The 14968-nt window shown below is 45.6% G+C and carries 15 protein-coding genes; 14 read left to right on the forward strand and 1 reads right to left on the reverse strand.

The annotated features are described in order from the left end of the window. Positions 1-17 precede the first annotated feature (17 nt). The gene (gene map / locus U0358_RS05695) at positions 18-806 is read right to left on the reverse strand and encodes a type I methionyl aminopeptidase (protein WP_317496677.1); all 789 of its coding nucleotides are present in this window, start codon (positions 804-806) and stop codon (positions 18-20) included. Between the two features lie 285 nt (positions 807-1091). Here map and rpsB point away from each other — a divergent pair, with 285 nt between their 5' ends. From rpsB to lpxB, 14 genes are all read left to right on the forward strand, one after another. Beyond that, positions 1092-1820: a 30S ribosomal protein S2 gene (gene rpsB / locus U0358_RS05700; protein ID WP_011234096.1), complete on the forward strand. Its 729-nt coding sequence runs from the start codon at positions 1092-1094 to the stop codon at positions 1818-1820. 15 nt (positions 1821-1835) lie between these two features. After that, a complete protein-coding gene (gene tsf / locus U0358_RS05705) occupies positions 1836-2714 on the forward strand; it encodes a translation elongation factor Ts (protein ID WP_322407344.1) in 879 nt (292 codons plus the stop codon). A 103-nt stretch (positions 2715-2817) separates the two neighbouring features. Next, the gene (pyrH, locus tag U0358_RS05710) at positions 2818-3552 is read left to right on the forward strand and encodes a UMP kinase (RefSeq protein WP_016341299.1); all 735 of its coding nucleotides are present in this window, start codon (positions 2818-2820) and stop codon (positions 3550-3552) included. Between the two features lie 31 nt (positions 3553-3583). Beyond that, on the forward strand, positions 3584-4141 hold the full coding sequence (gene frr, locus U0358_RS05715; protein WP_317496679.1) for a ribosome recycling factor: 558 nt from the start codon (positions 3584-3586) through the stop codon (positions 4139-4141). Between the two features lie 82 nt (positions 4142-4223). Then, positions 4224-4997, forward strand: coding sequence for a polyprenyl diphosphate synthase (gene uppS, locus U0358_RS05720; RefSeq protein WP_317496680.1), 774 nt, complete (start codon positions 4224-4226; stop codon positions 4995-4997). Positions 4998-5000: 3 nt separating this feature from the next. Then, positions 5001-5864, forward strand: coding sequence for a phosphatidate cytidylyltransferase (locus U0358_RS05725; protein ID WP_322407345.1), 864 nt, complete (start codon positions 5001-5003; stop codon positions 5862-5864). Between the two features lie 4 nt (positions 5865-5868). Further along, positions 5869-7059, forward strand: a complete 1191-nt coding sequence (ispC, locus tag U0358_RS05730; RefSeq protein WP_322407346.1) for a 1-deoxy-D-xylulose-5-phosphate reductoisomerase — start codon at positions 5869-5871, stop codon at positions 7057-7059. Further along, positions 7059-8414, forward strand: a complete 1356-nt coding sequence (gene rseP, locus U0358_RS05735; protein ID WP_317496682.1) for a sigma E protease regulator RseP — start codon at positions 7059-7061, stop codon at positions 8412-8414. The genes ispC and rseP overlap by 1 nt, the downstream gene beginning before the upstream one ends. 31 nt (positions 8415-8445) lie before the next feature. Then, a complete protein-coding gene (bamA, locus tag U0358_RS05740) occupies positions 8446-10947 on the forward strand; it encodes an outer membrane protein assembly factor BamA (protein WP_317496683.1) in 2502 nt (833 codons plus the stop codon). A 44-nt stretch (positions 10948-10991) separates the two neighbouring features. After that, a complete protein-coding gene (locus tag U0358_RS05745; protein ID WP_317496684.1) occupies positions 10992-11507 on the forward strand; it encodes an OmpH family outer membrane protein in 516 nt (171 codons plus the stop codon). 3 nt (positions 11508-11510) lie between these two features. Beyond that, a complete protein-coding gene (lpxD, locus tag U0358_RS05750; protein WP_322407347.1) occupies positions 11511-12536 on the forward strand; it encodes a UDP-3-O-(3-hydroxymyristoyl)glucosamine N-acyltransferase in 1026 nt (341 codons plus the stop codon). A 14-nt stretch (positions 12537-12550) separates the two neighbouring features. Next, positions 12551-13006 (forward strand): 3-hydroxyacyl-ACP dehydratase FabZ, encoded by a 456-nt coding sequence (gene fabZ / locus U0358_RS05755; protein WP_011234085.1) that lies wholly within the window; start codon positions 12551-12553, stop codon positions 13004-13006. Next, entirely contained in the window at positions 13007-13774 is a 768-nt protein-coding gene (gene lpxA / locus U0358_RS05760) for an acyl-ACP--UDP-N-acetylglucosamine O-acyltransferase (protein WP_317496686.1), read from the forward strand. Next, positions 13774-14913: a lipid-A-disaccharide synthase gene (gene lpxB / locus U0358_RS05765; protein WP_322407348.1), complete on the forward strand. Its 1140-nt coding sequence runs from the start codon at positions 13774-13776 to the stop codon at positions 14911-14913. Before lpxA ends, lpxB begins: the two co-directional genes overlap by 1 nt. Positions 14914-14968: the final 55 nt, after the last annotated feature.

Genomic DNA, 14968 nt, shown 5'->3' on the forward strand with positions numbered 1-14968 from the left:
CTCCCCCTGCAAATGCGTTAGCTGTGCTCGATAACTCGCGCTAAGTCGGGCTCATCACTGCGCAGTGTCAGTACTTCAACACCGTTATCGGTAACCAATAATGTATGTTCCCACTGTGCACTTAAGCTGCGGTCTTTAGTCAGTACGGTCCAGCCGTCTTTCATCAGTTTTGTATGGCGCTTACCTACATTGACCATAGGTTCAATAGTGAAGCACATACCGGCTTTTAGCTCTTCGCCTGTACCTGCCTCACCGTAATGCAGAATTTGAGGGTCTTCATGGAAGACAGAACCAATACCGTGACCACAGTATTCTCTGACAATTGAGTAGCCATGGCCTTCGGCATGCTTTTGAATAACTTCAGCAAAGTCACCCAGCTTGATACCCGGCTTAACCATTTCTATGGCTTTATAAAGCGACTCCTGAGTTACCTTAATTAACCGCTCGGCCATTATTGAAGGTTTACCAACAATAAACATTTTCGAGGTGTCGCCATGGTAACCATCCAGTTTAACGGTAACGTCAATGTTCATGATATCGCCGTCTTTCAGTTTTTTCGGGCCGGGAATACCATGACAGACACAATGGTTTACCGAAGTACATACCGATTTAGGGAAGCCGTGATAGTTTAATGGTGCTGGATAAGCGTTATGATCCGTGATGTACTTATGGCATATATCATCCAGTTCTTCCGTTGTTACGCCAGGCTTGACGTAATCACCAATCATTTCAAGCACACTGGCGGCGAGCTTGCCCGCGGCGCGCATTTTTTCGATTTCTTCGGGTGTCTTAATTGAGATGGTCATTCTCTTCCTGTCCATGACTGCTGGAAAAGCCGACAGTTTAACAGTGACTGATAAAATTCGCTATCTTTGAGGTAGGCCAATGCAGAAGTTAGCGAAGGTTTTTTGTTGTGCAGGGCTCGGCTTTATGGTATAAAACGCACGCTTTTTTGGCCTTATGCCAACTAAGTACACTTGTATGTAAATTATAATCCACACATACATCGACACATAAGGCGGGGTGCTTGTCTAAGAACAGGTCGGCTTATGGGATGTATGGAGGCTTAACCCCCTAAAAAGGAAAATATTATGGCTAACGTGTCAATGCGTGACATGCTGAAAGCGGGTGTCCATTTCGGTCACCAAACTCGTTTCTGGAACCCAAAAATGAAACCTTACATTTTTGGTGCTCGTAACAAAATTCATATCATTAACCTCGAAAAAACTGTGCCTATGTTCAACGACGCGTTGAGCTACATGCAGCACGTTGCTTCTAACAAAGGTAAAATCCTGTTTGTTGGTACCAAGCGCGCAGCAGCTGAAGCGGTTAAAGAAGCAGCCATTAACTGTGGTCAGTACTATGTAAACCACCGTTGGTTAGGCGGCATGTTGACTAACTGGAAAACAGTTCGTCAATCAATCAAGCGTTTAAAAGACCTTGAAACAATGAGCCAGGACGGTACTTTCGAGAAACTGACCAAGAAAGAAGCTTTGGTTAATACTCGTGAAATGGAAAAGCTGGAAAAAGGCTTAGGCGGTATCAAAAACATGGGCGGCTTACCTGACGTTCTGTTTGTTATCGACGCTGATCACGAACACATTTCTATTAAAGAAGCAAATAACCTGGGCATTCCAGTTGTTTCTGTTGTGGATACAAATTCTAACCCTGACGGTGTGGATTACATTGTTCCAGGTAACGATGACGCAATCCGTGCTGTTCAATTATACTTGAACACTGCTGCTGAAGCGGTAAAAGAAGCACGTACAGCGCAAGTTGAAGCGAAAGACTCAGACGATTTCGTCGAAGCAACTGAATAATCGAGGAATAGAATCATGGCTATTACAGCAGCTCTAGTTAAAGAACTGCGCGAGCGCACAGGCGCTGGCATGATGGACTGCAAAAAAGCACTGCAGGAAGTCGACGGTGATATGGAAGCGGCAATTGAACTGATGCGTAAAAGCGGTCAGGCAAAAGCAGCTAAGAAAGCAGGCCGTGTTGCGGCTGAAGGCGTTATCTTAGTTAAATCTGAAGGTAACCAGGCAACGTTGGTTGAACTGAACTGTGAAACCGACTTTGTTGCTCGCGATGACAGCTTCCTGGCATTCGGCGATAAAGTTATCAACGCAGCATTTGCTAACAAAGAAAATGACGTTGAAGTATTGAAAACAACTGACATCGGTGGTCAGACTGTTGAGAAAACTCGTGAGGACTTAGTGGCTAAAATTGGTGAGAACATGAACGTGCGTCGTGTTCAAACTCTTGAAGCTGGTGACGTTGTAGCGACTTATACTCACGGTGCTCGTATCGGTGTTGCTGTCGCTTTAACTGGCGGTGACGAAGATTTGGCTCGCGACCTGTGCATGCATGTTGCGGCAAGCAGCCCGCAATTCGTTAAGCCTGAAGACGTAGAAGCTGAAGTTGTTGAGAAAGAACGCGCGATTCAGGTTGATATCGCAATGCAAAGCGGTAAGCCGAAAGAAATTGCTGAAAAGATGGTTGAAGGCCGTATGCGTAAGTTTACCGGCGAAATCAGCCTGACAGGTCAGCCTTTCGTTAAAGATCCATCAATGACTGTTGGTGAGTTACTGAAGAAAGCTGGTGCTGACGTAGTGACTTTCGTTCGCTTTGAAGTGGGTGAAGGTATTGAACGTAAAGAAGAAGATTTCGCTTCTGAAGTTCAGGCACAAGTGGCGGCAGCGAGTAAAGGCTAATAGCGTGGTCTCGACCAGCCCCATGAAATAGAAAATTATAAACCGCGTCTTGAGCGTTCAGGACGCGGTTTTTTTTAAACTAAAGGAAAGAGTAGAGGCAATGATGAGCACCCATCCGAAACCCAGTTATCGACGCATATTGTTAAAACTCAGTGGTGAAGCTCTTATGGGAGATGAGCCATTTGGTATTGACGCCAAAGTACTTGATCGTATGGCGCAGGAAATTAAAGAATTAGTTGAACTTGGGGTTCAGGTAGGTTTAGTCATTGGGGGCGGTAACTTATTCCGCGGAGAAGGCTTAGCAAAAGCCGGTATGAATCGTGTTGTGGGCGACCACATGGGCATGTTGGCAACCGTAATGAATGGTTTGGCTATGCGCGACGCTTTACACCGTGCTTTTGTTAACGCACGTTTAATGTCAGCTATTGAATTGACAGGAGTCTGTGACAGTTACAACTGGGCAGAAGCCATCAGTTTGCTAAAATCAGGACGTGTGGTGATATTTTCTGCGGGAACCGGTAACCCGTTCTTTACTACTGACTCTGCCGCTTGCTTGCGCGGTATTGAAATTGAAGCCGAAGTCGTACTTAAGGGAACCAAGGTTGACGGAGTATATTCTGATGACCCGGTGAGTAACCCGGATGCGACTTTGTATAAGCACATTAATTACGATGATATACTGGAAAAACAGTTAAAAGTAATGGATTTAGCGGCATTTACTCTGGCGCGTGATCACGCTCTGCCTATCCGGGTATTTAATATGAATAAGCCGGGTGCCTTACGAGCCGTGATAATGGGTGAAGAAGAAGGTACACTGATTAGTAAGAACGCAGAGTAACTGCAGTTATTGAATAAAAGGGTATAAGACAGTGATAAAAGAAATTATAGAAGACGCTAAAGATCGCATGGAAAAGAGTGTTGAATCGCTGCGCAGTCAAATGTCAAAAGTACGTACAGGCCGTGCTCATCCAAGCATACTGGACAGTGTCATGGTGAACTATTACGGTACTGACACGCCTCTTAAGCAGTTAGCAAATATCACCACAGAAGACTCCAGAACTCTGGCTCTGACAGTGTTTGATAAGTCGGCTTCAGCGGCTGTCGAAAAAGCTATTATTAATTCTGATTTGGGTCTGAACCCAGCCTCAGCCGGTGCGGTTATTCGTATTCCATTGCCTCCTTTGACGGAAGAGCGTCGCCGCGATTTAGTTAAAATTGTTCGTGCCGAGGCTGAAAACGGACGTATTGCGGTACGTAATATTCGTCGCGATGCGAATGGTGATATTAAAGACCTGCTGAAAGAAAAAGAAATTACCGAAGACGAAGAACGTAGTGCTGAAGAAGAAATTCAAAAACTGACCGATAAATTCGTTAAGCAAATTGATGAAGCTCTGAAAGCAAAAGAAGGGGATTTGATGGAAATTTAACCATCAAACCTTACCTACGTTGGTCTATGACGCCGTGTCAGGTATACTCGCACGGCGTTTTTTAATGTTTACGGCAGATTGAATGAACGAATTACCGTCTATTGAGCAGTTAGTCCCCAAGCATGTTGCCATTATAATGGATGGTAACGGGCGCTGGGCGAAACAACGCGGTAAAATAAGAACCTTTGGGCATAAAGCGGGCGCAGAAGCTGTGCGCAAGGCTGTTGCCTTTGCTCGCCGTAACGGTATTGAATCATTGACTTTGTTTGCATTCAGTAGTGAAAACTGGAAGCGTCCGGCTACTGAAGTCTCGGTATTGATGGAATTGTTTATGTCAGTACTGAAAAGCGAAATTAAAAAATTAGATGATAACGATATTCGCTTGCGCATAGTTGGTGACAAAGAGGCTTTTTCAAAGCGTTTGCAAAAGCGCATGAGCGAAGCGGAAGAGCAAACGCAAAGTAACAGCGGGCTGAATCTGAACATAGCGGCGAACTACGGCGGCCAGTGGGATATTACGCAAGCCAGTCGTAAATTAGCTGAGAAAGTCAAAGCAGGTGAAATAGCACCGACAGAAATTACTGAACAGGCAATAGCCAGTGAATTGATGATGGCAGATCAGCCAGTGCCGGATTTACTCATTCGCACAGGCGGTGAACATCGTATCAGTAACTTTCTTTTATGGCAGCTGTCTTATGCTGAACTGTATTTCACTTCAGTTTTATGGCCTGACTTTGACGATACCGCCTTTGCTCAGGCAATTACAGATTTTGCGCAACGGGAACGCCGTTTTGGTTTAACGAGCGAACAACTAACCGTGCTAATGCAAGGCATAGAAACTCGGATAGAGGAATAACACTTGCTAAAACAACGTATTATTACAGCACTATTGCTGGTTCCGGTGGCACTGTACGGTGTTTTTATGCTGCCGTTATGGGGCTTTGCTCTTTTCATTCAGGGGGTCCTTATGTTGGGCGCCTGGGAATGGTCTCCGCTAATGGGCGTGCGTCGCACTTCAGCGCGAATCGCTTACACCTTATTTGTCGGTGCTATAATTGGCGTATTGTCCTCGCTGGCTCCGTACGAGCATTTGTGGGAGGGAGGTGAGCTCTCTAAACTCATCTACTACACCATTTTAGCTGGCGGTGTCTGGTGGGTTGTTGCGCTGGCAATGATCGTAAACTATCCCTCCAGCCGGCGCATGTGGTCCCGAACCCGCGCTATTGTTGGTGTATTCGGCTTGCTCATCTTCATTCCTACTTGGGCGGCATTAGTCACGGTTCGCTCAATTGATATTGATGAGTCTCGCTTCTTTGGTGGCTGGGTGGTTCTGTTTATTTTGCTGCTGGTTTGGGCTGCAGATGTCGGTGCGTATTTTGCCGGCGTACGCTATGGTCGTAATAAAATGATGCCGGCGGTAAGCCCCGGAAAAACCATGGAAGGCCTTTGTGGTGGTGTGACCTTAGCTTTTGTGGTGATGATGGTTGTGGCGCACTGGACCAAAGTGCCGGCCGATCAATTTACCGGTTATTATTTAACCGGATTGTTTACCGTTGTTGCTTCAGTATTTGGTGATTTAAACGAGAGCATGTTTAAACGTAGTGCAGGGGTTAAGGACAGTGGCTCAATTTTACCTGGGCACGGGGGAATTCTTGACCGTATTGACAGTCTTACAGCTGCAGTACCTATTTTCACCTTAGCTTATCTGGAGTTTTTGCATTAAACCTATGCGTCGGATAACAGTTTTGGGAGCAACCGGCTCCATTGGTCAAAACACATTGGATGTTGTTTCACGGCATCCGGATGACTTTCAGGTTTTTGCCTTAACCGCCCATAGCCAGGTTAGTGCCCTGGCTGAGCTTTGTGTAAAGCATAGTCCGCAATATGCGGTTATGGGTTCAAAAAATGCCGCAGCAGAGCTTAAGAAGTTGCTCGGTCAAAAGACTGCAACTCAAGTTATTTATGGAGATCAGGCTTTAGCTGAGGTCAGTTCGGCTGGTGAGGTGGATGTGGTTATGGCGGCTATTGTTGGTGCTGCCGGACTTTCACCGACACTTGCTGCAATTGACGCAGGTAAAGACGTATTGTTGGCCAATAAAGAAGCCCTGGTCATGAGCGGTCAGTTGTTTATTGATCATGCACAACGTTCTGGCGCTAAAATTATCCCGGTCGATAGTGAGCACAACGCCATTTTTCAGTGTTTACCCCTGGCTGCGCAGCAGCAGGTCGGAACTATGGCGTTAACCGAACATGGGATACAGTATTTATTGTTAACCGGCTCCGGCGGCCCATTCCGCGATTTACCCCTTAATGAGCTGCCTCAACAAACTCCGGCTGCGGCATGCAGTCACCCTAATTGGTCCATGGGTCGGAAAATTTCGGTCGATTCCGCCACTATGCTGAACAAGGGGCTGGAATACATTGAAGCCCGTTGGTTATTCAATTGTTCACGCGATCAACTGAAAGTTGTCATTCATCCGCAAAGCGTTATCCACTCTATGGTGCAATACACTGATGGTTCCGTACTTGCTCAAATGGGCGAGCCGGACATGCGCACACCAATAGCTCATTCGCTGGGTTATCCGGAGCGTTTGGAAAGTGGTGTGGCCGGCTTAGATTTTACTCAAATAGCTGAACTGACCTTTAAGCAGCCCGAAGCGCAACGTTATCCGTGTTTACAGTTGGCGATAGAAGCGTGTTGGGAAGGGCAGTGGGCCACTACGGCTTTAAACGCGGCTAATGAAGTGGCCGTTGCTGCATTTTTACAAGAACAGGTTGGTTTTACTGATATTGCAAAAGTGTGTGATTCGGTACTGCAGTCAATACAAGCTGATGAGGCTGATAGTTTACAAACGCTGTTAGCCATAGATAAACAAGCGCGTTTAGCGGCCAATAAATGGCTGCAGGAGTACGCATAGTGATAGACGCAATTTGGTATTTCTTTTCCTTCGTTGTAACTCTGGGCATTTTAGTTGCTTTCCACGAGTTTGGACACTTCTGGGTTGCGCGCCGGTGCGGTGTAAAAGTGTTAACGTTTTCGGTGGGTTTTGGCCGGGCCATATGGAAACGTAAAGGCAAAGACGGCACGGTTTATCAGCTGGGTATTATACCTCTTGGTGGCTACGTACGCATGCTGGACGAGCGCATTGATGATGTCAGCGAGGAAGAACGAGATGTCAGTTTTAATGCACAATCAGTTTATAAGCGTTTCGCTATAGTTGCTGCCGGTCCGGTTGCGAACTTTATATTAGCTGTTGCTGTTTTATGGTTGATGTTTGGTATTGGTGTACCAACAGTGAAACCGGTTATCGGCGATATAAAAGCAGGCTCTGTTGCTGCCGAAGCTCAGCTTGAAAGAGGCAGCGAAATTCTCTCAGTTGATAATGTTGAAGCCTATGACTGGCAACAGGTTCAGTTGGGGCTTATGTCGGCCATTGGCGACGATGAAACAGTACTCACATTAAGAACGCCGGACGGTGATGAAGTAAAACGCACACTGAATTTAAGTGACTGGCAGTTTGATCCGGAAACGGAATCGACCTTTGGTAGTCTGGGAATTGAGGTTTATCAACCCGCTGTTTATACCGAACTTAGCCAGGTAGAAAGTGGCTCGCCAGCGGAAGTGGGTGGCTTAAAAGAAGGTGACACGATCACCCGAATTGGTGATGAAAGTGTCGAAAGTTGGACTGAAATACGTAAGATAATCGCTCAATCGGCGGGACAGGACGTTTTATTTACCGTTGAGAGGAACCAGGTTGAGCAGCAAATTTCTGTTCAAATAGGGGAACGGGAAAGCCAAAATGGTGTCATAGGCTACCTTGGCGTAGTTCCGGTAACAGAGCCGTTGCCAGACAATTACGTTTTTAACCATCAATACGGTTTTTTCGGTGGCTTAGCGAAAGGCGCAGAAAAAACTTGGGAATTGATGGTTGTTAGCGTGAAAATGATAGGTAAACTGCTGACCGGAGATGTTTCTGTAAAGAACCTGGCAGGGCCTTTAAGTATTGCCGAAGGTGCTGGAGTGAGTGCCAGCAATGGGTTCGTTTATTTTTTAAGTTTTTTGGCGCTATTAAGTGTCAATTTAGGGATAATTAATTTATTACCTTTACCGGTATTAGACGGCGGTCATTTGATGTTTTACAGCATTGAATGGGTTCGCGGTAAGCCGGTATCCGAAAGAGTGCAAGACGTTTGCTATAGGATTGGTGGGGTGCTGGTATTCGCGTTGATGGCGTTAGCAATATCAAATGACATCGCCCGTTTCGCATTCTGAGTCACGAATTAACAATAAGTAGCTAGTGATAATGACGTTTAAAAAGCTGTTAGTGAGTGCCATGATTGCAGGTGCAGTAGCACCAGCCTACGCACAAGATGAATTTGTTGTCGAAGATATTGAAGTAAAAGGATTACAACGCGTCGCTTTAGGTGCTGCGTTAACATACATCCCCGTAAGGGTTGGTGACGAAGTGAGTGAGCTGCAAATTCGTAGCGCTATTCGTTCGCTTTACTCCTCTACTCACTTCGACTATATCGATGCGCGGAGAGATGAAGACACTTTGATCTTCACCGTTAGTGAACGGCCAACCATTGCCGAAATCACCTTTGAAGGTAACAGCGATATTAAAGACGAGCAGCTTCAAGAGAGCCTGGTTGATAATAATATTGTGACTGGTGAGCCTTTAGACAGAACCACTATTTCAGGCATAGAAAAAGGTCTGGAAGACTTTTATCACAGCGTTGGTAAATACAATGCCTCGGTAGAAGTGCAGGTCGTGGACTTGCCGCGTAACCGTGTTGAGTTACGTATGAATTTTGAAGAAGGCGATGCCGCTGAAATTGCGCAAATCAACATTGTGGGCAACAAGGCGTTCGCTGATGAGCTATTACTGGATACCTTTGAACTTCGGGATAGCCTTCCATGGTGGAACTTTATAGGTGAAAAGCGTTACCAGAAGCAACAATTAAGCGGTGACCTGGAAACCTTAGAGTCCTTCTATCGTGACCGTGGTTATTTGCGGTTCCAGGTGGAGTCTGTGCAGGTTTCTATGACGCCGGATCGTGAAGGTATTTATATTACTATTAATGTGAATGAGGGTGATAAATACAATATTAGCGAAACGGACGTTATTGGCGACTTAAAAGGGCATGACGAGCTGGTTGGAAAAATTGCTAAAATTGAGGAAGGCACGCTTTATAACGCGGCTCAGGTGACTTATATTGAAGACATGATCAGCCGCTTTTATGGGCGGTACGGTTATGCGTACCCAGAAGTTAGAGCTATTCCTGAGCACGATGACGAAGATAAAACGGTAAAAATCACCTTTTCGATAAACCCGGGAAAACGTGTCTACGTTCGCCGCATTAACTTCGAGGGCAACGGCGCAACCAAAGACCGGGTGTTACGCCGTGAAATGCGTCAACTTGAAGGCGCCTGGTTGTCTGACAGCAACATTGAGCAAGGTAAAGTGCGCCTTCAGCGCTTAGGCTATTTTGAAACCGTAGAAACCTCTACTGAACGAGTTGAAGACAGCGATGATCAGGTCGATGTGACTTATAAGGTCAAAGAGCAACCCTCAGGTTCTTTTAATGCTGGTATCGGTTACGGCGATTACTCTGGTCTGCAACTTAATGCAGGTGTCCAGCAAAACAACTTTTTGGGTACGGGAAACCGGGTTGGTTTTAACATCAGCACCAGTCGATTTAATAAAAATGTCAGCTTGTCGTATTCCGACCCTTACTTCACCATGAATGGTGTTGGGCTTTCAGGTCAGGTTTATATGAGTGAGTTTGATGCGGGTAATGCGCAAAACCTCGTAAACTATAATCAGAAAACCTATGGGTTATCAACGGGACTTAACTTTCCAATTGATGAAATTAACCGTCTAAATTTTGGTATTGGTTATAAAAACCAGGAAGTGAGTGTCAATTCGCAAAACCAAAGTATTGAGCAAATTCAGCAGTTTTACCGGTCTTATTTGGATGACCAAAATCCGGAGCGACCAATTAGTTTCGACATTTATGAACTGAACGCAGGGTGGTCACGGGTAACATTAAATCGTGGACGGTTCCCAACCAGTGGTTCGTCGCAGCAAGCCAGCTTTGAAGTCTCTGCACCGTTTAGCGATGTCAAGTACTTCCGCTTTAATTACGACTATAAACATTATTTCCCACTAAGCCGTGACCAGCAGTGGTCATTTCTCACCAGACTGAATATTGGTTATGGTAACGGTTACGGCGAAGACGATGCTGGTAATGATTACTTGCTGCCGTTCTGGGAATACTTCCGTATCGGCGGCCAGGGCGATTTACGCGGCTTCGAACCGAACACGGTCGGCCCAAGAGCTGTGTATGTTGTACCCGAGTCAGTTAACTCAGAGGGTATTCCGGACTTTACTGGGTTGCCGACACCGAACTACAGTTCAGAAACCGGCAACCAGCAGTTGTTTGTACAAAATAACTACTCTTTAGGCGGTAACGCTAAAGTTTCTGGTGGACTGGAACTGATTGTACCGACACCTTTTGTAGATGAAGGTATGCGTAATAGTGTACGAACGAGTGTCTTTGTTGATTTTGGTATGGTTTGGGATACTGAATTCGACTACGATAGATACAAGGATTTGGAAAATACCAGTCCACAACCGTTAACTGACTATAGCTCACCGGGAGATTTCCGCGCATCGGCTGGTGTCTCTGTGCAATGGATATCTCCAATGGGTCCATTAACTTTCTCGTTAGGTCGGGCCTTAAAAGAAGTTGAGGGTGATGAAACCCAAGTGTTCTCATTTAATATCGGAACCACATTCTGATAATAATAATTAAATATAGTGATAAAATTTGAAGGAGTTTTACCTTGAAAAAGTTAATTAAATCTACAGCTGCAGCGGTTGCTGTTTCTACAGCGCTTTTTGCTGGTGCCGCACAGGCACAACAAAAAATTGGTGTTGTTGATATGATGGAAGTATTCCAGCAGTTACCACAACGTGAGCAAATTTCAGAGCAGCTACAAACTGAGTTTCAGGATCGCTTTGAAGAAATGCGCCGCCTTGAACAGAAAGTTCAGGAACTGCGCCAAAAGCAGGAACGCGATGCATCAATCATGTCGGCTTCTGAGAAAACTCAGTTAGAGCGTGATCTTGAACAAACGATCTCTGAAGCACAGCTGAAGAGTAAAGCGTTGCAGGAAGACACTCGTCGTCGCCAAAATGAAGAACGTAACAAGCTACTTGGAAAAGTTCAGGACGCGATTACTGCTGTTGCAGAAACTAAAGACTACGACATGGTTCTTGAAAGTAATGCGGTTACTTACATGAAGGCCGATAATGACTTGTCTGGTGCTGTCGTCGAGAAAATGACGTCAGGTAACTAATCTATGTCTGAGTACACATTGCAGCAGTTGGCTGACCATGTGGGTGGGGAGGTGCGAGGCAATTCGCAGCTCCCCATTTTGCGCGTGGCGACCTTGCAGTCTGCTACTGGTGACGCTATCGCTTTTCTGGCGAATAGCCGTTACAAAAGTCAGTTAGAAACAACCTCTGCCGGCGCGGTTATTGTCTCTGAAAAAGACGATAGCGATGCGATTGATAATGCGATTCGTGTGTCCAACCCTTACGCGGCTTTTGCTCGAATAGCGCAGCTATTAGACACTACGCCGAAACCAGCGAAGGGTGTCGCTGAATCTGCGAAAATTGCACAGTCAGCCAGCATAGGCAAAAATGTTAGTATTGGCGAATACACGGTCGTTGATGATGACGCTATAATTGGTGATGACACCAGTATTGGACCACATTGCTATATTGGCCCTGAAACGCAAGTTGGCTCTGGATGCACACTTTGGTCAGGCGTTAAAATTTACCATCGTTGTATTATTGGCGATGACTGCCTGTTTCATTCCGGCTCTATTATTGGTGCTGACGGTTTTGGCTGGGCACCTGATAATGGCAAATGGCTAAAAATCCCTCAGCTAGGCCGCGTTGTTATTAAAAACAATGTTGAAATTGGTGCCAGTACGACGGTCGATCGTGGAGCGCTAGACGATACCATTATTTCGTCGGGCTGTATTATTGATAACCAATGTCAAATAGCACATAACGTATTCATTGATGAAGATACGGCTATTGCAGGCTGTACTGTACTCGCAGGTAGCTGCCGCATTGGTAAGCGCTGTATGATAGGCGGAGCGTCGGCTATTAATGGTCACATCAGTGTATGCGACGACGTGCAAATTATGGGATTTGCTATGGTGATAAAAGAAATCACCGAGCCAGGTGTTTATGCGTCAGGTATCCCTGCCAGTGGACACCGCGAATGGCGACGTAATGGGGCGAGATTCCGTCAGCTGGATGATCTTTTCAAGCGTGTCAAAGAGTTAGAAAAGCAAGCTGACGATAATAATTGAGTAAGGTGAAAGGTTTGAAAATTACGGAATCAGGGTTTGATATTCAGGGCGTATTAGATTTACTGCCTCATCGTTATCCGTTTTTATTAATAGACAGAGTTATAGAAACAAATTCTAAAGACTCGTTGCACGCGATAAAAAACGTGACTTTTAATGAGCCTATGTTTAATGGGCATTTTCCGGCGAAGCCTATTTTCCCAGGGGTGTTGTTGCTTGAAGCTATAGCTCAGGCTTGCGGTTTATTGGGGTTTAAAATTACCGAAAGTAAGAAGAATGCAAACGATTTGTACCTTTTTGCCGGTATCGATAACGCTCGCTTTAAACGTCAGGTTATCCCGGGTGATACCGTTGATTTCTTTGTTACCTTTGAAAAAGAACGTCGCGGTATCTGGAAATTTACCGGTCGCGCGGAAGTTGACGGTGACGTTGCCTGTACTGCTGAAATTATTTGTGCAAGAAGAGAAGTTTAAGTGATTCACGAAACCGCAATTATCGACCCCAGCGCCAAACTCGGTACGAACGTTAGTGTCGGTCCCTGGACGGTTATTGGCCCCGATGTTGTCATCGGCGACAACTGCGATATCCGCTCACACGTTGTCTTAAAAGGCCCGACAACCATTGGTAAAAATAATACCATTTATCAATTTGCGTCTGTTGGTGAAGACTGTCAGGATAAAAAATACGACGGTGAACCGACAGAGCTTGAGATTGGTGACAACAACGTCATCCGCGAGTCGGTAACCATTCACCGTGGTACAGTGCAGGATAGCTCGTTAACCAAAATTGGTGATAATAACCTGTTTATGGCCTACGTACATGTTGCTCATGATTGTGTCATAGGTAATGACAATATCTTTGCTAATCAGGTTACTCTGGCTGGCCATGTTCACGTAGGTGACTGGGTTATTCTGGGTGGCATGAGCGGTGTACATCAATTTTGTCATATTGGTTCGCACTCTTTTGCCGCGGTTAATTCTATTATCGTTCAGGATATTCCTCCCTTTGTGATGGCGCAGGGCCATAACGCCAAACCCAGAACAATCAATGCTGAGGGCTTAAAACGTCGCGGCTATACACCCGAACAAATTCAAAATGTTCGTCGTGCCTATAAGATATTGTACCGCTCCAGCCTGACTGTAGACGAAGCTCTGGAGAGTATTTCAGCATTAAATGAACCGGCTCTGGATGGCTTTAAAGCCTTTGTTGAAAACAGTTCACGAGGCATTATTCGTCCGTAATGAACCACAACCAGCCGCCTAAAATAGCTATTGTTGCCGGTGAGCACTCGGGTGATCTGTTAGGCGCCGGGCTAATGCAGGCCATTGTCAAACGTCACCCTAATGCAATTTTTATTGGGGTCGGCGGGCCTTTAATGGCAGAGCAGGGAATGGACTCGTTCTTTGCCATGGATGATTTGGCCGTTATGGGCATAGCTGAGGTTTTTCAGCAACTGCCTAAGTTGTTAAAACACAGAAAGAACCTGGTCAACTATCTCATTTCTGAACAACCGGATGTGATGATAGGCATTGATGCTCCTGACTTTAATCTGACGGTTGAAGCCCGCCTTAAAAAAGCCGGTATTTCTACTGTTCATTATGTCAGTCCATCTGTCTGGGCATGGCGTGAGGGTCGTATCAAAGGCATAAAAAAAGCTGTTGATCACGTACTGTGTTTATTGCCTTTTGAGAAAGACTTCTACGACAGGCACCAGCTACCAGCAACCTTTGTTGGTCACCCGCTGGCAGATGATATTCCTATGCAGTGGCAACAAACAGAAGCACGTAACGAGCTGGAACTTGAACCTGATGTTGCGTATCTTGCCATTTTACCTGGAAGTCGTAAGGGTGAGATTGCCCGAATGGCGCCGATATTTCTGAAGGTCGCGAACAAGCTAGCGAAAAAATATCCAGAACTACGCTTTGTGGCACCTATGATAAGCGAAGCTCGCGCCACACAATTGCGGGAACTAGTAGATCAGTACAGCCCCGATCTGAATATTGCACTACCTGTTGGTGAAAGCCGAAAAGTTATGGCTGCAGCCAATTATTTACTGCTAACGTCAGGAACTGTTGCGCTTGAAGCCTTGCTGATAAAACGCCCGATGGTGGTCGCTTATCGCTTTCACTGGTTGTCTTATCAAATTATAAAACGTCTTTTTCATGCGCCTTTTTTCTCCTTACCTAACCTTTTAGCGGGTAAAGAAATAGTGCCGGAACTGGCTCAATCAGAAGCCTCTGAAGAGGCTATCGAACAAGCGCTTGTCCAGTTAATTGAGCAAGACAACCAGCCCTTGTTGGAGCAATTTACGAATCTTCACCAACAACTGAAAGTGTCGGCGAGCGAAAAAGCCGCTGATGTGGTCGAATCTTTTCTATAGTTCTATTTTTTAGAAAGATAAATAGAAAATAATGCGCTAATAATTCCAAAAAATA

Source organism: Idiomarina sp. PL1-037, from assembly GCF_034422975.1.
Classification (GTDB): Bacteria; Pseudomonadota; Gammaproteobacteria; order Enterobacterales; family Alteromonadaceae; genus Idiomarina.